At 61.8% G+C, this 24,177-nt stretch carries 20 protein-coding genes; 13 read left to right on the plus strand and 7 right to left on the minus strand.

What is annotated here, in order from left to right:
- Positions 1–58: 58 nt before the first annotated feature.
- The 13 genes from O3S81_RS04160 (at position 59) to O3S81_RS04220 (ending at position 16,050) form a co-directional block, all read left to right on the plus strand.
- Positions 59–1,276 carry a deoxyguanosinetriphosphate triphosphohydrolase gene (locus tag O3S81_RS04160; RefSeq protein WP_269341171.1) on the plus strand — a complete coding sequence of 406 codons (1,218 nt, stop codon included), beginning with the start codon at positions 59–61 and terminating at the stop codon, positions 1,274–1,276.
- 74 nt (positions 1,277–1,350) lie between these two features.
- Positions 1,351–3,108 (plus strand): arginine--tRNA ligase, encoded by a 1,758-nt coding sequence (argS, locus tag O3S81_RS04165; protein ID WP_269341173.1) that lies wholly within the window; start codon positions 1,351–1,353, stop codon positions 3,106–3,108.
- Positions 3,109–3,174: 66 nt separating this feature from the next.
- Entirely contained in the window at positions 3,175–6,201 is a 3,027-nt protein-coding gene (locus tag O3S81_RS04170) for an SPOR domain-containing protein (protein WP_269341174.1), read from the plus strand.
- Between the two features lie 260 nt (positions 6,202–6,461).
- Positions 6,462–7,478, plus strand: a complete 1,017-nt coding sequence (gene nagZ / locus O3S81_RS04175; protein WP_269341175.1) for a beta-N-acetylhexosaminidase — start codon at positions 6,462–6,464, stop codon at positions 7,476–7,478.
- A 58-nt stretch (positions 7,479–7,536) separates the two neighbouring features.
- On the plus strand, positions 7,537–8,385 hold the full coding sequence (locus O3S81_RS04180; RefSeq protein ID WP_269341177.1) for a segregation and condensation protein A: 849 nt from the start codon (positions 7,537–7,539) through the stop codon (positions 8,383–8,385).
- Positions 8,375–9,109, plus strand: coding sequence for an SMC-Scp complex subunit ScpB (scpB, locus tag O3S81_RS04185; RefSeq protein WP_269341178.1), 735 nt, complete (start codon positions 8,375–8,377; stop codon positions 9,107–9,109). The genes O3S81_RS04180 and scpB overlap by 11 nt, the downstream gene beginning before the upstream one ends.
- 127 nt (positions 9,110–9,236) lie before the next feature.
- On the plus strand, positions 9,237–9,443 hold the full coding sequence (locus tag O3S81_RS04190; RefSeq protein WP_003509722.1) for a twin-arginine translocase TatA/TatE family subunit: 207 nt from the start codon (positions 9,237–9,239) through the stop codon (positions 9,441–9,443).
- Between the two features lie 157 nt (positions 9,444–9,600).
- On the plus strand, positions 9,601–10,344 hold the full coding sequence (gene tatB / locus O3S81_RS04195) for a Sec-independent protein translocase protein TatB (protein WP_269341180.1): 744 nt from the start codon (positions 9,601–9,603) through the stop codon (positions 10,342–10,344).
- A complete protein-coding gene (gene tatC, locus O3S81_RS04200) occupies positions 10,341–11,144 on the plus strand; it encodes a twin-arginine translocase subunit TatC (RefSeq protein ID WP_269341181.1) in 804 nt (267 codons plus the stop codon). The genes tatB and tatC overlap by 4 nt, the downstream gene beginning before the upstream one ends.
- A gap of 102 nt (positions 11,145–11,246) precedes the next feature.
- Complete coding sequence (serS, locus tag O3S81_RS04205) at positions 11,247–12,530, plus strand: serine--tRNA ligase (protein ID WP_269341182.1); 1,284 nt, start codon at positions 11,247–11,249, stop codon at positions 12,528–12,530.
- A 176-nt stretch (positions 12,531–12,706) separates the two neighbouring features.
- On the plus strand, positions 12,707–13,477 hold the full coding sequence (gene surE, locus O3S81_RS04210) for a 5'/3'-nucleotidase SurE (RefSeq protein ID WP_269341183.1): 771 nt from the start codon (positions 12,707–12,709) through the stop codon (positions 13,475–13,477).
- A complete protein-coding gene (locus tag O3S81_RS04215) occupies positions 13,474–14,127 on the plus strand; it encodes a protein-L-isoaspartate(D-aspartate) O-methyltransferase (RefSeq protein ID WP_269341185.1) in 654 nt (217 codons plus the stop codon). The genes surE and O3S81_RS04215 overlap by 4 nt, the downstream gene beginning before the upstream one ends.
- Before the next feature lie 345 nt (positions 14,128–14,472).
- Positions 14,473–16,050, plus strand: a complete 1,578-nt coding sequence (locus O3S81_RS04220; protein ID WP_269341187.1) for a LysM peptidoglycan-binding domain-containing M23 family metallopeptidase — start codon at positions 14,473–14,475, stop codon at positions 16,048–16,050.
- 106 nt (positions 16,051–16,156) lie between these two features.
- On the opposite strand, the gene O3S81_RS04225 is transcribed toward O3S81_RS04220, so the two are convergent.
- From O3S81_RS04225 to moaA, 7 genes are all read right to left on the minus strand, one after another.
- On the minus strand, positions 16,157–17,419 hold the full coding sequence (locus O3S81_RS04225) for a hypothetical protein (protein ID WP_269341189.1): 1,263 nt from the start codon (positions 17,417–17,419) through the stop codon (positions 16,157–16,159).
- A 40-nt stretch (positions 17,420–17,459) separates the two neighbouring features.
- On the minus strand, positions 17,460–19,436 hold the full coding sequence (locus O3S81_RS04230; RefSeq protein WP_269341191.1) for a phospholipase D-like domain-containing protein: 1,977 nt from the start codon (positions 19,434–19,436) through the stop codon (positions 17,460–17,462).
- Positions 19,437–19,574: 138 nt separating this feature from the next.
- The gene (gene mobB, locus O3S81_RS04235; RefSeq protein ID WP_269341192.1) at positions 19,575–20,090 is read right to left on the minus strand and encodes a molybdopterin-guanine dinucleotide biosynthesis protein B; all 516 of its coding nucleotides are present in this window, start codon (positions 20,088–20,090) and stop codon (positions 19,575–19,577) included.
- Positions 20,087–20,728, minus strand: coding sequence for a molybdenum cofactor guanylyltransferase MobA (gene mobA, locus O3S81_RS04240; protein WP_269341194.1), 642 nt, complete (start codon positions 20,726–20,728; stop codon positions 20,087–20,089). The genes mobB and mobA overlap by 4 nt, the downstream gene beginning before the upstream one ends.
- Positions 20,725–21,924: a multidrug effflux MFS transporter gene (locus tag O3S81_RS04245; protein WP_269341195.1), complete on the minus strand. Its 1,200-nt coding sequence runs from the start codon at positions 21,922–21,924 to the stop codon at positions 20,725–20,727. The genes mobA and O3S81_RS04245 overlap by 4 nt, the downstream gene beginning before the upstream one ends.
- Position 21,925: 1 nt before the next feature.
- A complete protein-coding gene (locus tag O3S81_RS04250) occupies positions 21,926–22,894 on the minus strand; it encodes a DMT family transporter (protein ID WP_269341196.1) in 969 nt (322 codons plus the stop codon).
- A 169-nt stretch (positions 22,895–23,063) separates the two neighbouring features.
- Positions 23,064–24,113 carry a GTP 3',8-cyclase MoaA gene (gene moaA, locus O3S81_RS04255; RefSeq protein ID WP_269341197.1) on the minus strand — a complete coding sequence of 350 codons (1,050 nt, stop codon included), beginning with the start codon at positions 24,111–24,113 and terminating at the stop codon, positions 23,064–23,066.
- Positions 24,114–24,177: the final 64 nt, after the last annotated feature.

The following is a 24,177-nucleotide window of genomic DNA, read 5'->3' on the forward strand; positions in this document are numbered from 1 at the left end:
AAGGTCAATGGCCGAGGCGAAAAGGAAGCCCCGGCCGGAGAAGACAACAGGTGGATGCATGATCATAGACCAGCGCGCATTGGGTTTTGGAAGTGGCGAGAGGGCGGTGTTCGCCTCGGATCCATGGACCACGCGCGGGCGTCTTTTTCCCGAGGCCGGAAGCCTGACGCGCTCGGAATTCCAGCGTGACCGCGACCGCATCGTCCACACCACGGCCTTTCGCCGCCTGAAGCACAAGACGCAGGTCTTCATCAGCCCTGACGGCGACCACTATCGCACGCGGCTTACCCACACCATCGAGGTGGCGCAGATCGCCCGCGCGCTCGCCCGCGCCCTGAAGCTCGACGAGGATCTGGCCGAAGGCGTGGCGCTGGTGCATGATTTCGGCCACACGCCTTTCGGCCATACGGGCGAAGATGCGCTTGATGCGGTGCTGCTGCCCTATGGCGGCTTCGATCACAATGCGCAGTCGCTGCGCATCGTCACCAAGCTGGAGCGCCGTTATGCCGAATATGACGGCATCAACCTGACCTGGGAAACGCTGGAAGGCCTCGTCAAGCACAATGGCCCGCTGGTGAATGCCAGGGGCGAGGGTATCAAGGGGCCGGTTCCGCGGCCCATTCTCGAATATTGCGAGCTGCAGGATCTGGAAATCGGCAGCTATGCGAGCCTGGAGGCGCAGGTGGCGGCGATTGCCGACGACATCGCCTATAATACCCACGATATAGATGACGGTCTGCGCGCCGGTTATCTCACATTCGAGATGCTGGAGGAGGTGCCTTTCCTTGGCGGCCTGATGGCCGAGGTACGGGGCAAATATCCCGTGCTCGACAAGGAGCGTTTCGCCAACGAAATCATGCGGCGGCAGATCACTCACATGGTGGAAGATGTGATCGGCGTGGCGCAGCAAAACCTCGCCCGGCTGAAACCGAAGAGTGCGGCGGATATTCGCGCCGCCGATTTCACCGTCGCGACGTTTTCGCCGGAGATGGCCGAAACCGACCGGCAGATCAAGAAGCTGCTGTTCGGCCACATCTATCGGCATCCGGAAATCATGCGCATCCGCGCCGGCGCCACACAGATCGTCACCGACCTTTTCCACCGTTATATGGAAACGCCGGCGGAAATGCAGAGCCACTACTGGGTGGACAGCATTTCCGGCATGAGCGTGGCCGCCAAGGCCCGCCATGTGGGCGACTATCTGGCCGGCATGACCGACAGTTATGCACTGCGTGCCCACCAGCGCCTGTTTGACCACACCCCCGATTTGCGATAGGGCAGCGGGCGATCGCGAAGCCGACCCGGTTAAAAGGCCGGACTAAACAGAAGCCCTTCGCGCAGGTTGGAACGATGAACATTTTTGCCGATTTCGATACCAGGATCAAAAACGCGCTCGAGACCCTCGATCTCGTGAAAGAGAACCGCGAAAAGGTCGATTTCAGTCGAATTACCGTCGAATCCCCGCGCGATCTGAGCCATGGCGATGTCGCAACCAATGCCGCCATGGTGCTGGCGAAGCCGCTCGGCACCAATCCGCGCGCGCTTGCCGAACTCATCGTGCCTGCCCTTCAGGCCGATGGCGATGTTGACAGCGTCAATGTTGCCGGTCCCGGCTTCATCAATCTCAAGGTCTCCGTCGGTTACTGGCAGCGTCTTCTGGCCGATATGATCAGCCAGGGTATCGATTTCGGCCGCTCCACCATTGGCGCCGGTCAGAAGATCAACGTCGAATATGTTTCCGCCAACCCGACCGGCCCGATGCATGTCGGCCATTGCCGTGGCGCCGTGGTAGGCGACACGCTGGCGAACCTGCTCGCTTTTGCGGGTTACGGCGTTACCAAGGAATATTACATCAACGATGCCGGCTCGCAGATCGATGTGCTGGCCCGTTCCGTCTTCCTGCGTTACCGCGAGGCGCTGGGTGAGGATATCGGCACCATTCCGTCCGGCCTTTATCCCGGTGACTATCTCGTTCCCGTCGGCCAGGCGCTGGCGGATGAATATGGCATCAAGCTACGCGCCATGCCGGAAGAAAAATGGCTGCCGATCGTGAAGGACAAGGCGATCGACGCGATGATGGTGATGATCCGCGAGGATCTGGCGCTGCTTAACGTCCGGCACGACGTGTTCTTCTCGGAGCGCACGCTGCATGAGGGCAATGGCGGACCGATCCTCTCGGCCATCAACGATCTCACCTTTAAGGGCCATGTCTACAAGGGCACCCTGCCGCCGCCGAAGGGCGAATTGCCGGAAGATTGGGAAGACCGCGAGCAGACGCTGTTCCGTTCCACGGAAGTGGGCGACGACATGGACCGTGCGCTGATGAAATCGGACGGTTCCTACACCTATTTCGCCGCCGACGTTGCCTATTTCAAGAACAAGTTCGACCGTGGTTTCTCCGAGATGATCTATGTGCTCGGCGCCGACCATGGTGGTTATATGAAGCGTCTGGAAGCCGTCGCGCGTGCCGTCTCGGAAGGCAAGTCGAAGCTGACCGTGCTGCTCTGCCAGCTCGTCAAGCTGTTCCGCGATGGCGAGCCGGTGAAGATGTCGAAGCGCTCCGGCGACTTCGTAACGCTGCGCGATGTTGTCGACGAAGTGGGTCGCGATCCCGTGCGATTCATGATGCTCTATCGGAAGAATTCCGAGCCGCTGGACTTCGATTTTGCGAAAGTGACCGAACAATCGAAGGATAATCCGGTTTTTTACGTGCAATATGCACATGCCCGCTCGATGTCGATCTTCCGTCAGGCGCAGGAGGCATTTCCGGGTCTTTCTCCGTCGGCTGAGGAAATGGCGGCGTCCGTTGCTTTGATCAGTGATATCAATGAGTTGCAGCTGGTTGCGAAGCTCGCCGAATATCCGCGCCTGATCGAATCCGCAGCCCTTTCGCACGAGCCGCACCGGCTTGCTTTTTACCTCTATGATCTCGCCAGTTCCTTCCATGGACACTGGAACAAGGGTAAAGACCAACCGGAATTACGTTTTATTAACGATAAAAACCGAGAATTGAGCATTGCCAGACTTGGGCTGGTGAATGCTGTCGCGAATGTTCTGAGGTCCGGCCTTACGCTTTTAGGAGCGGACGCACCTGCCGAAATGCGATAACATATCACCATTATTTGCTCACAATACGCTGGCAAGAGCTGCAATGCGTAGATGGTGGAACACGTAATGGTCGAAAAAAATGTCGCGTATAACCGGGACGCCCGGTCCGAAGGCTTCGCTGACAACGATCCTCTGGCAGAACTGGCGCGTATCGTCGGCTTCGAAGATCGTCCTTCGCATGCGGGTTCCGAGGCTCAGCCGCCGGTGACCCGCCGCGAACCCGAATTTAATCTCGAAGATGAGCTTCTGAGGGAATTCGAGGTTTACGACGCGCCGCACGCCGATCCCGTCGTTCTTGATCCGGCGAACGATGTTCGTGCGGGCATCCATCCCAGCGATTTCATGCAGCGCGTCGAATCGGTTTTCGCCCGCCGCGAGCCGGAGCTTGCGCCGGTGGCCGAGCCCGCGCCACAGCCCGAGGTGAGGCACGAGCCGCTTCCCGAGGTCGATCAGGCCTATATTCACAATTACGTTGAAACCTCTGCGCAGCAGGATATTCGCGCGGATTTCCGCGACGACGCCGGTGCTGTGGCGGAAGTCTTCGATGTGCATTCGCGCCAGCCGCGCGCTGCCGAGCCGGTTGTCTACCAGCAGGTGGCATGGGAAGAGCCGCAGGCCGCAGAGCCTGAATGGCACGCCATGCCGGAGCTTCCGGCGGATGTTTCCAGCAATGTGTCTTCCGATGCTCACGCCTATGCGCCGGAGCCGCAGGCTTTCGATCTCGCCGATGAGGTGGAGATTGCCGTTGCGGAAGAGGCGCCTGCGCCGGTTTCCGTTCGTCCGCCTTCGCATGGCGGCCGTTCTTCGCTGGAATTTTCCAGCCTGAGGCTGCCGCTTGCCAATTTCGGTGCGCGCCGCGATGTTTCGGCTGTCGATCCGCGCCGGGTCGAGCCGCGATCCGAACAGCTGCCCGCCGCAGCCCGCATCGAGCCGCAGGCCGAACCCGCTCCCGCGCCGGCCGTCGTTCAGGCGGAAGAGACCATGCCGTCCTTTGCGCCTGCCGCCGCGACCTTCACGCCCGCAGCAGAGCCTCAGGCGCCGGTGGTTGCCGAGAAGCCGGCAGCGAAACAACTCTCGCCGATGGACGAGCTGATCTACGACGTTGCGAAATATTCCATTCCTGGTCGTGGCGAAGAGCCCGTTGTGCAGGCCGTGCCCGCCGTTCAGGCTGCGCCCGCCTTCCAGGCCGCCGCTAAGGTAGAGCCGCCAGTGGTTGCTGCCGCAACGCCTGTGAAGGCCGCGCCGGTCGTTGCTGCGTCTTCGCCAGCGGAAGAGCCGGATTTTGCGGATTTCGCCGGCTTCAACGATGATGATTTCGAGCTTGCGCTCGATGATCTCGATCTTGATCTGGATCTGTCTGAAATCGCCGAAGCGGAAGTTGTGCCTGCACCCGCGCCACAGCCCGTGCGTCCGCAGCCGGCCGCGCCGGTTGCCGCTGTTGCGCCGCAGCCGGTGAGGGAGCAGCCCGCGCCACAGCCGAGCCCGGTCCCCGTTGTCGCCGCCGCGCCCGTCGCTGCCGCTCCGGTTCAGCCGCGCCCTGTCGCCGCGCAGCCGGCCGTGCCGCAGACGCTGGAAAGCCTGCCATTTGATCCTTCGCAGATCGGCGAGACGGAAGAACACCCGGAAACCATCGTCGAGATGGATGTGCCGGAACTGCCGGTCGGGGTTTTCGAGCCCAAGCCTGCCGCTCGCCGTCACGAGGAAGATCTCGATATCGATACCGAGCTTGCGACGCTGTTTGCACCTGCCGTTGCCGGCGGTCTCGACCGTCACAAGCATGCGGAAAATCGCGGTGCCGTCCAGGCGCGTCCCGCGCAGGCTCCGGAAGAGGCCGACGAATTCGAGCGGGCGCTGGAAGAAGATTTCCGCCGCTCCATGCAGGAGGCTGCTGCTTCCCGTGGCAATGCGCCGCGTGATGCCGAAAATACCTATGTCGATCATCAGGCCGCCTATCGCGACGAGGATGAACGCGGCGGTCGCCGCTGGATCATGCCGGTTGCCGCGGCAATCGGTCTGGTGCTGATCGGCGGCGGCGTTTACGCGCTGGTTTCCGGCGGTTCGTCGAGCACCGGCTCGAATGGCGCGCCGGTCATCATTTCCGCCGATAATGATCCGATGAAGGTCGTGCCGGAAAATCCGGGCGGTCGCGTCGTGCCCAACCAGGACAAGGCGGTTTATGACCGCGTGGCCGGTGGCAGCGCCGCCGATCCGAAACAGCCGGCGCTGATCTCCAGCAGCGAGCAGCCGGTCGATGTGGTCCAGCGCACGCTGATCCCCGAACAATTGCCGCTGGAAGGCGAAAACGACGCGGATATGCAAGCTGCCGGCACGCCGGTTGGCGAGACCGAGGATCCGCGCCTGCTTTCGCCGGAAGAAAAGGCTGCCCAGAACGAAGGTGCCGGCGCAACGGGCGTTTCGCCGCGCAAGGTCCGCACCATGATCGTCAAGCCGGATGGCTCGCTGGTTGCCCAGGAAGTCGATGCACCGGCTGCCCAGCCGCCAAAGGCCGACAAGGTGGCGGAGCTTGCCGCACCGCAGACCGCCAAGCCGGGTGAGGGCGCTCCCGCCGTCATCGCCGCTTCGCGGGTTCCGGTGACGCCGGAGCAGCCGCAGACCCATACGCCAGCTGCGACCGCGCCTGCTGCGACCACACCGGCCGCAACGCCGCCGGCCGCACAGTCCGCAGCACCCGTTCCCGCGGCGCGTCCGTCCTCGCAGCCCGCCAATGTGGTGGCAACGGTGACCAACCAGGGCAATGTTCGCCCGACGGCAACCGCTCCCGCCCAGCCGCCGGCTGCACAGCAGCAGACGGCTGCCGCCACACCGGCTGCGACCAGCGCGCCGTCTGCCGGTGGGTATTACATCCAGATCGCTTCGCTGCCGAGCCAGGCCGAAGCGCAGAAGTCCTACCAGAACATGTCGACCAAGTTCGGCTCGGTCATCGGTGGACGCGGCGTCGACATCAAGGCCGCCGAAATCGCCGGCAAGGGCACGTTCTACCGCGTCCGCATCCCGGCGGGTGACAAGAACGCGGCCGTGGCGCTGTGCGAAAAGTTCCGCGCAGCCGGTGGCAGCTGCCTGGTGGCGCGCTAAGGAGATACGCCGGGGCTAGTGCCCCGGCGCTGATTGTCCAATGACGCTGACGGTGCACCTATCCTCCGTCATGCCGGACTTGATCCGGCATCCAGTCACGGCGTGTCTGCGCCGTGAGACGAGTTTTAAGCGATCAAGGACTTGATCGCGCTGGACCCCGGCTCGGAGGCCGGGGTGACGAACGTTAAACGTCACCGCCCTCGCATCGGCCGAGGAGCAGGCAAAATTCTTCCCATCTATTCCAAGACAGGCGTGACATCATGACCGATTGCAAAGCTATGATCCTCGGATGCAGCGGGCTTTCGCTGACCGCCGACGAGATCGCCCTTTACCGCAACGAGCAGCCATGGGGCTTCATCCTGTTTGGTCGCAATATCGGCGAGCCGCAGCAGATCGCCGACCTCGTCGCTTCCATGCGCGATGCCGTCGGGCGGCCGGATGCGCCGGTTTTGATCGATCAGGAGGGCGGACGGGTCCAGCGCATCAAGCCGCCGATCCTGCAGGCCTATCCGAATGCCCGCATTCTCGGTGAAATCTATGAGCGCGACCGGGGTGCCGGCCTGCGCGCCGCCTGGCTGATGTCGCGCCTGCACGCTTTCGACCTCATGAAATTCGGCATCAATGTCGACTGCCTGCCGGTGCTCGACGTGCCTGTGGAGGGTGCGAGCAACGTCATCGGCAACCGGGCTTACGGTTACACGCCGACCATGGTGGCCGAGATGGGGCAGGCGGCAGCCGACGGGTTGAAGGCGGGCGGCATGCTGCCTGTCATGAAACATATGCCGGGCCATGGTCGCGGCATGGTGGATTCGCACCATGAACTGCCTGTCGTCGATGTGCCGCTCGACGAGCTGGATGCCCATGATTTCGTGCCGTTCCGGGCGCTGAACCGCGAATTGATGGCGATGAGCGCGCATCTGGTGTTCAACGCCATCGACCGCGAACGGCCGGCGACGACCTCGCCGAAGGTGATCGAGGAGATCATCCGCGGCCGCATCGGCTTTGACGGTCTTTTGATGTCCGACGATAGTTCCATGAATGCGCTGAAGGGCACGCTCGGTGAAAGAGCTGCGAATATTGTTGCGGGCGGCTGTGATATAGTCTTGCATTGCAACGGCGTGATGGGTGAAATGCTGGAGGTCGTGAAGGAGGTTCCCGTTCTTTCCGGCCGTTCGCTGGAGCGGGTGCGGGCCGTGGAAGCGGGTTTCCCCGCCGCCGACCCATCCGACGAGGCGGAACTGAGAGCCGAATTTAACGCCATGTGGGCCGTTTCCTGACAGTAGGGCGGCGGCCCGTTACTCGGGACGACAGGCCGGACGCCCGGCGGATGGAACAATGGCCGCAGACAAGTCTCGCAATTCAACACCGATGGACAAGCTCTGGCAGGATGTGACTCCGGAGCGGCTGACGGGCGAGGCCGGGCTGGTGATCGACGTTGCGGGTTTCGAAGGCCCGCTCGATCTTCTCCTGCACCTTGCCCGCACCCAGAAGGTCGATCTGTCGCGCATCTCGGTGCTGGCGCTCGCCGAACAATATCTGCAATTCGTGGAAAGCGCGCGGCGGGTACGCATAGAGCTTGCCGCCGATTATCTGGTCATGGCGGCCTGGCTCGCCTTCCTCAAGTCCAAGCTGCTCATTCCGCAGCAATCCAAGGATGACGGCCCCTCGGGTGAGGAAATGGCCGCGACGCTCGCCTTCCGGCTGAAGCGACTGGAGGCGATGCGTGAGGCGGCCGAACGGCTCGTCAACCGCGCCCAGTTGGGCCGTGATGTCTTCGCCCGTGGCGCGCCGGAGCATATTCCGCATGTCAACCGCTCGGCTTACGAGGCCAATCTCTACGATCTCCTGAGCGCCTATGCCAATCTGCGTCAACGGCAGGCCATCACCCAGGTCACGATTGAAAAACGGCAGGTCTGGTCGCTGGTGGAAGCGCGCGAGCTTTTGACCCATCTGCTCGGCGATGTCGGTGAGTGGACGGTGCTCGATCAATATCTGCTGCAATATGTGCCGGATCCCGCCATGCGGGTGACGGCGATCGCCAGTGCCTTTGCCGCTTCGCTGGAGCTGGTGCGCGAGGGATCGCTGCAAATCCGGCAGGAGGGGGCTTTCCAGCCGATCTATATGCGCCGGGGCACAAGGGATGAGCGCGAAGCCAATGCCGGGGGGACCGATAATGACGAATGACGATGAGACCGGCGAGGCGATGATTGTGACAGATGGGGTGGGAATCGAACCCACGGTATTTTCCGAACGCCAGCTGAAGGAGGCCGAGCGCATCACCGAGGCTCTGGTCTTCGCCTCGGCCGAGCCCGTATCCGTGGCTTTCATCGCAGAACGTCTGCCGCGCGGCATGGATGTCGTCGCCATTCTGCAGCGTCTGAAGGTTCTTTATGCGGAGCGGGGTGTCAATCTCGTGCAGGTGGGTGGGCAATGGGCCTTCCGCACCGCTGGTGATCTTTCCTTTGTCATCCGCGCCGAAGAAAAGGAGCCGAAGAAGCTGTCGCGCGCGGCGCTGGAAGTTCTGGCGATTATCGCATATCATCAACCGGTGACACGCGCTGAAATCGAGGAAATCCGCGGTGTGCAGACCTCGCGCGGCACGCTGGACGTGCTGATGGAGGCGGGCTGGGTCCGGTTCCGGGGCCGCAGGCGCACGCCCGGCAGGCCGGTGACGATCGGCACCACGGTGGAGTTTCTCGACCATTTCGGCCTCGAGGAATTGCGCGATCTGCCGGGCCTTGAGGAGCTGAAGGGGGCAGGGCTGCTTTCGGGCCGCATCCCCTCCAATTTCGGCGTGCCCCTGCCGATGATGAGCGACGAGTTGCGTGAAGACGAAGACCCGATCACGCAGCTTGATCTGGAAGAACTGGGCCTGCTTGCGCCCGGCGGCGGCGATGGCGACGATTGATATAGCCGGCATCGGGCGACACCACGAAAACTTTATGCGCACTCGCTGTTGAAGCGACGATTTGTCGTTTGAAAAAGCCTTTCAAACGTCTTACATCGTCTGAAAGCGAAATTCAGGAGTTTCAGTTATGGGTTCTTTTAGTGTGTGGCATTGGCTCATCGTGCTGGTGATCGTTCTCGTCCTCTTCGGACGTGGCAAGATCCCGGAATTGATGGGCGATGTCGCAAAGGGCATCAAGAGCTTCAAAAAGGGCATGGCTGACGAAGACCAGACGCCGCCGCCGGCCGATGCCAACACGAAGACCGTCGACCACAAGGCTGACGAGATCAAGTAAGCGGCCTGTCGCCGCCTGGTGTGAGACTGGCGCTAGAGCGCCGTGCGTGCTTTTGGGCGCGCAATGGACGCTCTATCACTTGTATGTTGCGCGTCGTTCCTGCCGAAGATCGATTCCGATTTTCGGGCCGATGCGTTAGGGTCTCGGGAGCATATTGATGTTAGATATCGGCTGGAGCGAGCTTCTGGTGATTGCGGTCGTCCTGATCGTGGTCGTCGGGCCCAAGGACTTGCCGCCCATGATCCGCGCCTTCGGCAAGACGATGGCCGGCCTTCGCAAGATGGCGGGGGATTTCCGCACCCAGTTCGATGAGGCCCTTAAAGAGGCCGACATGGACGATGTGCGCCAGACCATTTCCGATGTCCGCAATCTCAACCCGACAAACTCGCTGCGCGATGCGATGAACCCGCTTCGCCAGCTCGGCAACGAGATCAAGTCCGATCTGCAGAAGGCGACGACCCCGCCGGACGGGCTTTCGTCCACACCGGCACCGGCGACCAGCGAGCCGGTCGCGCCGCTGGTCAGCGTACCCGAGCCGGAAATGAAGCTGCCGGATGCGCCGCCCGCCGTTGTCGCCGCATCCACCGCGCCGGTTGCCGCCGCCGTGGCGGCGGAAGAAAAACCGAAGCGCGCACGGGCGAAATCGATAGCCACCGTCGAGTCCGAAGCGGTTGTCGCCAAGCCGAAACGCGCCATCCGCAGCAAGGCCGACGCGACGCCCGAAACCGTCGCTTCCGCGAAGACCAGCGAACCCGCCGCCTCGAAGCCCGCCGTGAAGGCCGCCGCCAAAAAGGCGACCGTCAGGAAGGCCGCAGCCGAAAAGGCCGTGGCGGTGGCTGATGCAAAGCCGGCGAAAACGGCAAAAACCAAGGCTGCAAAGCCCAAGAAGGATGAAGCATGAGCGGGGATATCGAGGACAAGCCGCAGCCGCTTATCGAACACCTGATGGAGCTGCGCACACGGCTGATCTGGGCGCTCGGTGCGTTTTTTGTCGCCTTCATCGCCTGTTTCGCCGTAGCCAAGCACCTCTTCAACCTGCTCGTCATCCCCTATAAGTGGGCGGTGATCTGGGCCGGTCTGGATGTGGCGAAGTCGTCGCTGATCTATACCGCGCCGCAGGAATTCTTCTTCACGCAGATCAAGGTCGCGATGTTCGGCGCCATGGTGATCTCCTTTCCGGTGGTCGCCTCGCAGCTTTATAAATTCGTGGCGCCGGGTCTCTACAAGAACGAACGCGCCGCCTTCCTGCCATTCCTGATCGCTTCGCCGATCCTCTTCCTCATCGGCGCGGCTCTCGTCTATTTCTTCTTCACGCCCATGGTCATGTGGTTCTTCCTCGCCATGCAGCAATTGCCCGAGGATGGCGAGGTGGCGATTTCGCTGATGCCGAAGGTGTCGGAATATCTGAGCCTCATCATGACGCTGGTGCTGTCCTTCGGCCTGGTGTTCCAGCTGCCTGTCGTCACCACGCTTCTGGCGCGCGTCGGGCTTTTGACCAGCGACTGGCTCAGGGAAAAGCGCAAGTTCGCCATCGTCATGGCCTTCGTGGTCGCGGCGGTGCTGACGCCGCCGGACCCCATGTCCCAGATCGGTCTTGCGCTGCCTGCGATCATTCTCTACGAGATTTCCATCTACATGGCTCGACTCGTGGAGAGGAAGCGCGCTGCGGAATCCGCAAGCACGGAGCTGGAGGAGACCTGATTTTCCTGAAGGTCTCACCGCTCGAAAAATCTCCTCGCGCCGGGTTCATGCCCGGCGTTTTGCTGTAAAACACGGGTGATGCAACAACGGTCTGGAACGACGATGCACGACATTAAATGGATACGCGAAAACCCCGAAGCCTTTGATGCGGCGCTTGCGCGCCGTGGCGCGGAGCCTGCTGCCAGCGGCCTGATCGCGCTCGATGAAAAGCGCCGTTCCGTCATCCAGTCCCTGCAGGACATGCAGTCCCGCCGCAATGCCGCCTCCAAGGAAATCGGCGCCGCCATGGCGCAGAAGAACATGGAGCTTGCGGAAAAGCTGAAGGCGGAAGTCGCCGATCTCAAGGACAACATGCCGCGCGCCGAGGAGGAGGACCGTCAGGTCACCGCCGAGCTGAACGATACCCTGTCGCGCCTGCCCAACATACCCTTTGACGATGTGCCTGATGGCAAGGACGAGCACGACAATGTGGTGGCCCGCGTCGTCGGCCAGAAGCCCGGCTGGAACCATGAGGCCAAAGAACACTTCGAAATCGGCGAAGCGCTCGGTTATATGGACTTCGAGCGCGCCGCCAAGCTTTCGGGTGCGCGTTTCACCGTTCTGACCAGCCAGCTCGCCCGTCTTGAGCGTGCGCTTGGCCAGTTCATGATCGACCTGCACACCTCCGAACACGGTTATACCGAAGTCTCCTCGCCGCTGATGGTGCGTGACGAGGCGATGTTCGGCACGGGGCAATTACCGAAATTCTCCGAAGACCTGTTCAAGACCACCGATGGCCGCTGGCTGATCCCGACGGCGGAAGTGACGCTGACCAACCTCGTGTCCGGCGAAATTCTCGATCAGGAAAAACTGCCGTTGCGCTTCACGGCGCTGACGCCGTCCTTCCGTTCGGAAGCGGGCTCGGCCGGGCGCGATACGCGCGGTATGCTGCGCCAGCACCAGTTCTGGAAGTGCGAGCTTGTTTCCATCACTGACGCGGAAAGCGCTGTTGCCGAACATGAGCGCATGACGGCTTGCGCCGAAGAAGTGCTGAAGCGTCTTGGCCTGCATTTCCGCACCATGACGCTCTGCACCGGCGATATGGGCTTCAGCGCCCGCAAGACCTACGATCTGGAAGTGTGGTTGCCCGGCCAGAACACCTATCGCGAAATTTCCTCCTGCTCGGTCTGCGGCGATTTCCAGGCGCGGCGCATGAATGCGCGTTATCGCGGCAAGGACGACAAGGCGACGAAGTTCGTTCACACGCTGAACGGCTCCGGCACGGCTGTCGGCCGCTGCCTGATCGCCGTTCTCGAAAATTACCTGAACGACGACGGTTCCGTCACAATTCCGGACGTGCTGCTGCCCTATATGGGCGGTCTGAATCGGATCGAGAAGGCGGCCTGACGCTTGCCAATACCGTCATTCCGGCCTTGAGCCGGAATCCACTCAGCCCAAGTCCTTGGGCTGAAAAGACTTTTCCCGTCGCGCGGACGCGCGTCGGCTGGATGCCGGATCAAGTCCGGCATGACGGTGGAGCGGATGCTCCGTTCGTAGATGAAATGAATAGCGGGAGATGAGACATGCGGATTTTGCTGACCAATGACGACGGTATCCATGCCGAAGGTCTGGCGGTGCTGGAGCGTATCGCCCGCACGCTGTCCGACGATGTCTGGATCGTGGCGCCGGAGACCGACCAGAGCGGCCTCGCGCACTCCCTGACGCTCTCCGAGCCGCTGCGTCTGCGCAAGGTCTCCGACAAGCATTTCGCGCTGCGCGGCACGCCGACCGATTGCGTCATCATGGGCATTCGCGAAGTCCTGCCGGAAAAGCCGGACCTCGTGCTCTCCGGTGTGAATGCCGGTGCGAACATGGCCGATGACGTGACCTATTCCGGCACCATTGCCGGCGCCATCGAAGGCACGTTGCAGGGCGTTCGCTCCTTTGCGCTCAGCCAGGCCTTCAGCCATGCCGAAGGCCGCGTCGTGCCGTGGGAAGTGGCCGAGACCTACGCGCCGGATCTGCTGCGCAAGCTGATGCATGTGGATCTGCCCGATGGCACCTTCCTCAACCTCAATTTCCCCAATTGCGCGCCCAAGGATGTGCAGGGCGTGTCTGTCACCGGACAGGGCAAGCTCGATTTCGGTCTGACGGTGGAAGAACGCCAGGATGGCCGCGGTTTCCCCTATTATTGGCTGCGCTTCGGCGAGCGTCTCGGCACCTTCCGCGAAGGCACCGATATCCACGCCCTGAAGCATGGCAAAATCTCGGTCACGCCGCTTAAGCTTGACCTGACGGACTACTCGGTCAAGGATCGGGTTGCGCAAGCGCTTGGATTCGGAGTCGCCGATTGAAATCCGCCATGGTCGAAAAGGAAGGTTTTGCCGCTCTCGTTCTCCGCTTGCGGGGTGAGGGGATTTCCGATCTCGACCTTCTGACGGCGGTTGAGCAGACGCCGCGTTCCAAATTCGTGCCGCCGCAATTTGCCGCCGATGCCTATTCCAGCCGCACGATCCCGATCGACTGTGGTTCCTTCATGGAAGGGGCGGACATGGCGGTGAAAATCCTTTCCCGCCTGCAGCTGAAACCCGGTCAGCGCGTGCTGGAAATCGGTACCGGCAGCGGTTTCATGACGGCGATCATCGCGCGCCGCGTGGAGCGCGTCTTTTCGCTGGAGCGTTACAAGACGCTGGTGCAGCAGGCGCAGAACTGTCTCGACGATCTTTCCATCCGCAACGTCGTCATCCGCCAGGCGGATGGCAGCAACGGTCTGGTGGGCGAGGGCACCTTCGACCGAATCGTCTCGACTGCCGCCTTCACCACCATGCCCCGCTTCTTCGCAGAGCAGATCGTTTCCGGCGGCATGATGATCGCGCCGATCATCGTCGAGGATGATCGCTGCGTGATGACGCGCTTTTCCAAGACCGGCAGCCGCTTCGAGAAGGAAGAGCTGTTCGAGGCCCCCTACCTGCCGCTCAGCACCCATATTGCCCGGCATTTGTGACGAAACGAAAATTTTGAAGGCAATTCATTTTTGTCTTCTAATGTTCTGAATTGTCGCAACTATCTGATTTTCAATATCATTATTGTCCCGGCATGACGCATTTGGTTTTCGTCATGGTTATCGAAGTGTCAAAAAAGCACTGAGCGGCTTAACGTTTTAACGGCGTGGTAACACTAACGCGCTTTAATCATAAACATCGACGCATGGTTTTCCCCACCTCGGGAAATGGGCCTTGCAAGAAATGAAAGTTGTGCCGGATCGGTCTCGATGCGGCGGGTTGGCGTCAGTGTAGATCGAGTCATGCGTATGAGACATTCGTCTAAAATCGGAAAATCAGTCGCAAAAATGTTCGCAGCGGCATTGCTGGCAAGCGTCGCAACGGGCTGTAGCTCGGATGCAACGCGGTTCAGCGGCCTCTTTTCCAGTGGACCGGATCGGATGACTACGGCGTCAATTCCAGCCCGTCAGGGCGGCGGTGCTTACGGGCAGGTCCCGGTTCCGCAGGGCGAGATGAATGGCGGTTATAACGGCGGTTACGCCGCTGCCGCGCCGCAGGGTGGATATGCCAACCAGAACATGGCGGGCAATTCCTATCCGCAGGCCGGTGGTTATGGCGGTGTTCAGCCTTCCACGGCGCGGGCTTCGGCCTCGCCGGTGCAGCGCTCCGACCTGTCGGCGCCGACGGCGGTTGCAAGCCGCGATCCGTCGACCCGCAACGAAGCCATGGCGCAGCCTTTCCCGTCCGCCCAGCCCAAGGCTGCCCCGTCTCTCGCCGCACCTACGCAGCAGGCCGCAGCTCCCGTCGACAATCTGACGACGGCGACGGTTCGTTCCGACAAGAACGGCTGGCACACGGATGGCGCATCTTCGGTAACGCTGCGTCCCGGCGAAAGCATCGCGACACTCTCCAACCGTTACGGCGTTCCGGAAAAGGAACTGATGCGCGTCAACGGCCTGAAGACCGCGGCCTCCGCGCAGGCAGGCCAGTCGATCATCATTCCGAAGTTCGGCCAGGTCCGCAACGCCGCCAAGGATGCCGCCGGCAATATCGCGCTTAACCGCAATGGTGACCAGCCGACGCCGCTGCGCGGCCCCGAAGGGAACGTGGCCGTGCTGCCGTCGCAGGCCGCCGCCCGTGACAAGGTTTCCTCCGAGACCGGCAAGCTGACGCCTCCGGGCGGCAAGCCGCTGCCACCGAGCGGTGGTTACAAGGTTCAGCCGGGCGACAGCCTGGCGAAGATCGCCCGCGAAAACGGTGTCTCCGTCGCTGCGCTCAAGGCCGCCAACGGCATTTCCAACGAAAGCATCCGTGTCGGCCAGACGCTTGCCATGCCGGGCGCTTCGACGGACGCCATCAAGACGGCGTCGGTTCCTGCCAAGGAAGCGGCTGCCGCCAAGCCGGTCGAAACCGCATCCATCAAGCCTGAGCCCTATAAGGCACCCGCTGCTGCTCCTGCCGCGACTGCACCCGCCACACCGGCGACCGCAAGTGTCAGCGACATCGAGAAGAAGGCGGACATGGCCTCCGTCGCGCCGGAATCCACCGGCATCGGCAAATATCGCTGGCCGGTTCGCGGCGCCGTCATCAACAATTTCGGTGACAATGTCGAAGGCAGCCGCAACGATGGCATCAACATCTCCGTTCCGGAAGGCACGCCGATCAAGGCCGCCGAAAACGGCGTGGTCATCTATGCCGGCAATGGTCTGAAGCAGCTCGGCAACACGGTTCTCGTCCGTCACGATGACGGCAAGGTCACCGTTTACGGCAATGCCGCCAATCTCGACGTACAGCGCGGCCAGAAGGTCCAGCGTGGCCAGACCATCGCCACCTCCGGCATGACCGGCAGCGCCAAGCGTCCGCAGGTTCACTTCGAAGTTCGCAAGGATGCGACGCCGGTGAACCCATCAGGTTTCCTTGAATAGGTATTGCGTCTCAAGGAATGATGAAGCCGGGTGATGAGCCCGGCTTTTTCATTTTTGGCGGGGAGCGGCCTGCCGTCAAGTACCCCAAATGGCGAAGCCCCAACGCTCAGAATATGATCGTCTGCCCCTCGGTGCGGGCTTGGGCCTTCGAATAGCTGACGAGATGCTCGGTGTGGCCATCGCGGTTGACCAGCCGGATTTCGCCGCCCTTGTTCGAGAGCTGAATGGAGCCTTTCGGTAGAAGCACCGTGGTCGCCATGCCTCCGGCAAGCGTGACGCTGCCGATTGCGAAGCGGTTTTTCATCTTGTCGACCAGGAACCAGCCTTCAAGCGAGACGGTGGCAGCACCGCTGTTGATAAGGGTGACGGTCTCCTGACCGGGGTCCTCACCGACAGGATTGACCAACGCGGCCAGAATTCGCATCGATCCACCGGTGATCGGCTCGATCTGTACCGGCTGCCCGACGAGCGGCACGTCGCGTGGTTCGCTTCCGGCCGGGCCGAGAAAGACCGGATAGAAGGTGCGGATATGCTGGTCATCCGCGCTGCGGAACAGCTTCAGATCGTACCGTGCGCCATTGATCACCGCTTCCTTCGGCGCGCGGGCACCGAGATGGGCGCGAACCGTGCCGATCGCCATCAGACCTTCGACGCTGCATCCGACGAAAAAACCACCTTTCGGCTTGGTCAGCGGTCGCACCGCGCCACGCTCATAATCCGGGGCGTCCCAGCGATAGGAGATGGTCACCGATTCCGGAAAACGCTCCTGGCCATTGTCATACATGCCGCGCAGATAGACGATGCGGTCGTCCTTGAAGCCCGGAAAGCGGTTTCGGTCGATCGTGCCCGCAAGACCGTCATCGAGATGATATTTGTACCAGAAATGGTAACCCTGAACCTTCGGTCCTTCCTGCTCGCCGACGAAGATATGCTCGAACCCGGTGAGGGCGGGATCGCCGCCCTGGGCGAATGACCGGAACCATTGTTCGAGAAGAACCGCGTACCAGCGGTCCCGCGAGACGGCCGTGCCGGTCGCCTCGCTGACATAGGCACGGGCGACCTGCATCGGCGGCGTATCGACGACCGCGTCGAGGAGGTCGTGAACCTCCTGGCGTTCCTCAGGGGTTTCGAGCTCGGGATCCTGCTCATCCAGGGCATAATTGTCGAAGAGCCGCGTCACCCGCTCGTAGGTCAGCATTTTTCGCGCCGGGATCACGACGCTTTGCAGCAGCTTGATATCCCGGCCCCCGGCTGACGACGATACGACCGACACATAGCCACGATCGGCATCGCCCTGCGCCCCATCCAGAATGGGCTGCACGCCGTTCCCCGCCTGATCGGCGTCCCAAATCTGCTGATAGATATCCATTCAAGTCCCCTGTTCGATGATGTCAATCCGGGTTGTCTTGTCAGCCGCGTGCGAAGTAGCGCATGAGCGCGCCCTTTTTGCCGTCGGCATATGGGTCGAGCCATGTGTCGTCCGTGGCCAGGAAACCCGACCATCCTTTCCGACCCTGGCGCTTGAGTTCCGCCTCGATCGCCCTGAAACGATAGTGATCGTAGACGTCGAGAATATGTACGGCGTAGGCCGCGGCGAGAGCCTTGTCGCCACGCACGATCACCATATTCTCGTCGTTCGAATAGGACGCCTTGAAACCGAGATTGTGGCTGCCGAAAATGACCGCGCAATCGTCCGACAGCGGATCGATGACGACCACCTTGTCGTGGATGATCGCGCCGATGCCTCCCTTCGCCGTGAGTTCCTCGCCACCGAAATCGACCAGAAGATCCCGGTCGTCCAGACGCGATGCCCGCACGATGGAAACATTGGCCTCCGAGAAGACGTGCGGGGATACTGCTTCCTCGTCATCATCCGGATCGTCCGGGTCATTCTTGCGGCCGGGAACATAGTTCGGCATCGCCTGGGCGCTCGATACGGCGCCGGTGACGATGAGCTGCTGGTCTCTCCGGCCGATTTCGATAGCCTCGCCCACGATGCAGTCCTTGCCGCGCTGGCCGGGATAGAAGGCCAGAAACAGGATCGCCTGTTCGGCCCTGCGCATCAGGCGGTATACTTCCTGCAGATCGGGCGGGATTGCCGCACCCTTGCGGCGCGCCTTCATATTGGGCGAGAACCAGACATCCAGCCTTGCGCCGTTGGCGAGCGTGAAGCGCGCCGGCGTTTCATTGGATGACCGGAACGCCGCGGCCTGCTGGTTGTCGGGCATGCCGTCATCGAATTCCTCGGGAAGCGGAAGAGCATCCGCCAGCATCCGGCGCCAGTAGTCGGCAAAGCCCTTGGCGACGTGCCTGTCTTCGATAAGGATGGCGTTGTTCGTTTGTCCCGCAACGCCGGTCGGCGTCCAGTTGGTGCTGCCGGTAAAAACCGATAGTGGCGTCCCGTCTTCCCCGAGATGAACCACGAATTTATTGTGGCCGATATGGGTGGAGTTGTTGAACATGCGGTGCTGGATATCGACGCCGGCGTCGATCAGCGTCTGGCGCGCATGGGCATTGCGGACATCCCACGCACCTTCCACCAGACCGGTATTTGCCAGAATGACGCGGATGCGGTCCCTGTGCTTCAAAAGCAGTTCGACGAGTTCGCGGTCATCGAGTTCATAGAGCGCCAGGAGGAAGGAACCCGGCCGCTCGAACAGTTCGCGCAACATCGGAAGAACATCCCCGGCAAGATATTTCCGGATACCGTTCTTGGGTTCGGAGATCATCTCCATCAACTCGTTCGGCTTCTTGATGCCGTCTTCCCAGATGACATTGCGCAGCCACTGCGCCGCCAGAATGCCGTTGGTGAAGGTGGACTGGAACGGACCAAGCCGGCGCGTGACATGGATGGCATTGGTGGCGACCGCCGGACCGAGATAAGCGAGCGGCCGGGGTGTTCCTTCGTAAGCCTTTGTTTTCGTCTTCACCGGCCGGTTCTGCGCGTCGAGAACCGGTTTGCCATCGGCATCGCGCTTGACCACTTCGACCTCGGCGGGTGCGGGATCCTGAACGGGTTCCAACCCCGGCCGGAGGTCGCCGAGCGGCCGGATTTCGTAGCGGACGAAAACCTCGGAGGGGCGCAGCTTCGCCTTGTTGCGGCGTTTGCGAAGCGTGAGATCGCGCAAAGACAATTTCTGGACCGGCCAGACGGAGGTGGTTTGTGGCAGCCAATGGGGGTTGCGCTGGCCCTTGAACGCTACCCAGGCGGCGCAGGTGACCCGATCTTCCTTGCCATCCTCCCGAAGGGAAACGCTGCCGTCGGCCGCAAGGTAGACACGGACGACCTCGAAGCCAAGGCAATCCTCTATCTTGCCGTCGATATCCCAAGCGAGATAAGCGACTTCGTTATTGGCATAAGCATGCGCAGAAACGATCTTCCCCATGGTCATCCCCCCCAAATTCAGGGGAGTATGCTACTCTAACGTGTCACGGGGAAGACACTCGCGCACGATTTTTGTTCTTTTTCCTGAATTTGGTCCGACCATTGCAATTGCCGGGAAACAGCCCGGAATTGGGTCGATCTAAGGCCTCACCAGTCCCACCGTCTTTTCGATGAAATCGGCAATGGCGCCGGTATCGTCGAGATCGAAAACGGGCAGCTCCGTGTCGGACACGGCATGATCGGCGGCAATCGCGATGATATGCGGATCGAGCGGCGCGAGCGGTTCGGTTTTCGCCGCTTCCAGCCTGCGCGCCTCGATCTTCGGCACGGGCTCGTATTTATAACCTTCGATCAGCACGAGATCACAGGGGGCGAGGCGGGAAAGAATATCCTCGAAGGAGGGCTCCGGTTCGCCGCGCAACTCATGCATGATGGCAAAACGGGTGCCGGAGACGATGGTAACCTCATGGGCGCCCGCCTGACGGTGACGCCAGCTATCGGCGCCGACCTTGTCGATATCGAAATCATGATGGGCGTGCTTGATGGTGGAGACGCGGTAACCGCGCGCCGTCAGTTCGGTGACGATGCGCACCGCAAGCCCGGTCTTGCCCGAATTTTTCCAGCCGGCAATGCCGAAGACCTTCTGTGTCGTCATGGTCCCATACTCTCCAGATAGCTTCGCGCGAGCGCCAGTTCATCCGGCGTGTTGATGTTGAAGAATGGATCGAGGCTGCCCTTTGCCGTTTCCAGCGGCGGAAAGGCCACGCCAATGATGACGTGCCGGGCAAGATAGGCGCGGATGCGGCGGTTCGCATCGTTCTTCAGCCATTCCTCCAGATCGTCGGCAAGCGCCACCGGCCACAGCGCGAAGACCGGGTGAAGCTGGCCGCTGGAGGCGGCGATGACGATAACATCCTCCGACAGGTGCTCGCCAAGCCTTGCCACGAGATCGTCCGGGAAAAACGGGCTGTCGGCCGGCACGGTCAGGAAATGGCTGCCCGTGGCCTCGCGATTGCGGAAGTGCCGCATGCCGGCGAGAACGCCCGCGAGCGGCCCGGCATGGCCGTTCACCGTATCGGGCAGAAGCGGCAGGCCGAAACCTTCCGCCCAGCTGCCCTTGTCGGTGATGGCGGCATTGATGGTGACATCGCAGACCTGCGGCGTGATGCGGCGGATGACATGGGAGATGAGCGGCGCATCGTTGAGCGCCACCATCGCCTTGTTGTTGCCCATGCGCCGGGAAAGCCCGCCGGCGAGCACAAGACCGGGTATGTTACGGGGAGGGGCGATCATTGCCGCTGTTCCTGCAGCCTTACGACATAGGTGGTGAGAAGGGCGACAAGGCCGGTCGCCAGCATTACCAGAAGAAGCGGCCAGGTTCCGTCCTCTTTGGACAGGACGGAGGAGGCGAGCACCGAAAGCGCCGCGCCGCCGCCGATGGTCATGGCACCGCCGAGACCGGAGGCGGAACCGGCCAGATGCGGCTGGACACTGACCATGCCGGCATTGGCGCTTGGCAGCGTCACGCCGTTTCCAACGCCGATCAGGGCAAGCGGCACGAAAAACGCATAGGCGCTTTCCGCTCCGACCAGGATCAGCGCGATGGCCGTGACAATACCGGTGATGGCGATGACATTGCCCGAGAGCATCATGCGGGTGATGCCGATCTGGCTGGCATAACGGCCGGAGACGAAATTGCCGAGCATGTAACCGCTGGCCATGAAGAAGAACTGCAGGCCGAGCATGGCGGGTGTCAGCCCGTAAAGCACGCTGCCGACGAAGGGCGCACCGCCGAGGAAGGAAAAGAACATGCCCGACGAGAAGGTCGAGGTCAGCGCATAACCCCAGAACAGCGGCGAGCGCAGAAGCTCCGGCCATGCATGGAACTGCTGCGAAAAGCTCGCCGACTTGCTGTGATTGGTTTCGCCGAGATCGAACCAGGCCAGCACCAGAATGCCGGCGCCAAGAAGCGCAAGCAGCGCGAAGCTGGACTGCCAGCCGGAGAAGTCGTTCAGCAGGCCACCGACCGTGGGGCCGACCATCGGCACGACGGACATTCCCATGGTCACATAGCCGATCATCGAGGCCGCCTGTTCCATCGGCACCATGTCACGCACGATGGCGCGGGCCAGCACGAAGCCGGACACGACGGCCGCCTGCGCCACGCGCCCGATCATGAAGACGGTGATATCGGACGCCAGCATGCAGATGAGCGTGGCGGCGATCATGATCGCGATGCTGGCGAGCATCACCGGACGGCGGCCGAACAGATCAGAGAGCGGGCCGATCACCAATTGCAGCAAGGCCGTGGCAGCAAGATAACCGGAGACGGCAAATTGCATCACGGCGTAGTCGATCTCGAAATAGAGCGCCATGGCCGAAAGCGAGGGCAGGAACAGGTTCATGCACAGCGCCGCGACGCCGGCGATGACGACAAGCGTGATGATATGGGGCGGGGTGGTGCGGTCGAGGAAACGGCTGCTTCTCATGTCATTCTCCCGCCTCTTCCGTTACGGAAGTTTTCGTAACGGAAGCCGGTCGCACCGTGGTTGCGGCCGTGGGTGTCGCGGCCGCGCGCTTGGCCATCTGCGAGCGCTTGCGCAGGCTTTCGCGATAGAAGGTATAAAGGCCGGAACCGATGACGATCATGGCGCCGACGATGGTGTAGCTGTCGATCTTTTCGTTGAAGAAGAACACGCCGATCATGAAACCCCAGAGCAGGCCGGTGTAACGGAAGGGTGCGACGAAGGAGATTTCGCCCGTGCGCATCGACAGGATGATGGCCTGGTAACCGACCAGCACCAGAATGGCCGAACCGGCCAGATGCGACACGATCGTGAAATTCATCGGCTGCCAGCCGCCGAAAGGCACGATCAGAAGCCCGCCCACCGCCATGTTGACGAAGGCGGTGATGACGGTGATGGCGAGCGAGGGCACATCGGCATACATTTTCCGGGTCAGCAGATCACGCGCGGCAGTGGCCGCGAGCGACGCGACGACCAGCAGCGCCCCCGGCGTGAAGCCTTCCGGGCCGGGCCTGATGATGATGAGCACGCCGATGAAACCGACGATGATCGCCACCCAGCGCCGCCAGCCGACCGGCTCGCGCAGGAAAAGTGCGGCCCCTAGCGTCACCACCAGCGGCAGGGACTGGAGAATGGCCGATGCGTTGGAAAATTCGATGAGGCCGAGCGCCGTCAGATAGAGAACGGCGGCTGTCACCTCGCAGAGACAGCGCAGGATGATGATGGGCCGCAGCAGGGTCTTCAGCGGCCGGAGCGCCCCGAAATGCCGGGCAGCGATATAGATCAGCACCACGGTCATGATGCCGCGCACAAACATGATCTGGCCGGTATTGATGTAGGGGGTGACGGACTTCGTCAGCGCGTCGTTGGCCGTGAAGCTTGCCATTGCGAGCGCCATGAAAAGTGCGCCGCGCGTATTGTCCGTCAATGCCATTCCCAAATATCCCAGACCATGCGCGGTTTCCCGCCGCCCTTGCCGGGCGGTGTGGGCCGCCTCTCGGGCACGACCACGCATTCCTCCATGCATAGAGACGTGGCACGGTAGAGCTGGCAATTCAACCGTTTATATGGGTGGGTGGACGAGAAAGAAGTTCAGCCGCCGCTTAGCCGCCGGTCACGCTCATATGACGGGCGACAGCCGGGCGCTTGTGGGTCCGGTCGATGATGAAATCATGCCCCTTCGGCTTGCGCAGCAGCGCTTCGTCGATGGCGGCGGAAAGATAGGCGTCGCTGTCGGAAGCGCGCAGCGCCGTGCGCAGATCGGCGGCATCGTCCTGGCCGAGACACATATAAAGCGTGCCGGTGCAGGTGAGGCGGACGCGGTTGCAGCTTTCGCAGAAATTATGCGTCATCGGCGTGATGAAGCCCAGCCTGCCGCCGGTTTCCTTCACCGTCACGTAACGGGCGGGGCCGCCAGTCTGGTAGTCGCTGTCGACAAGCGTGAAGTTCTGCTCGAGATCGGTGCGCAGCTGCGAGAGCGGCAGATAGCGGTCGGTGCGGTCTTCCTCGATTTCGCCCATCGGCATGGTTTCGATGACGGTCAGGTCCATGCCGCGGCCATGGGCAAAACGCATCAGCTCGGGCATTTCGGCGTCGTTGAAATCCTTCAACGCCACCGCATTGAGCTTGACCTTGATGCCAGCCGCCTGCGCGGCATCGAGCCCTTCCATGACCCGGTCGATATCGCCCCAGCGGGTGATCTGGCGGAATTTATCCCGGTCGAGCGTATCGAGCGAGACATTGATGCGGCGCACCCCGCAATCGGCAAGTTCGGCTGCGAATTTCGCAAGCTGCGAGCCGTTGGTGGTCAGCGTCAGTTCGTCGAGCGTGCCGCTTTGTACATGCCGGCCGAGGTTCCTCACCAGCGACATGATGTTCTTGCGCACCAGCGGCTCGCCGCCGGTCAGCCGCAATTTGCGCACGCCGCGCGTTATGAAGACGGAACAGAGCCGGTCGAGTTCTTCGAGCGTCAGCAGATCCTTCTTCGGCAGGAAGGTCATGTGCTCGGACATGCAATAGGTGCAGCGGAAATCGCAGCGGTCGGTCACGGAGACACGCAGATAGGTGATGGCGCGGCCGAAGGGGTCCACCATCGGGGCGTTGTTTTCCGCCAGGGTTTTCGCCTTTTCAAGCGAGCCGGAAAAACCGTTCACGTCTCCATCCTCATTGCGTCACGCGCCGGACACACGGGGCCGAATGTGTGGCCTACAGCTGATG

The sequence above is a fragment of the Agrobacterium sp. SOY23 genome, assembly GCF_027212525.1.
Lineage (GTDB): Bacteria > Pseudomonadota > Alphaproteobacteria > Rhizobiales > Rhizobiaceae > Agrobacterium > Agrobacterium tumefaciens_I.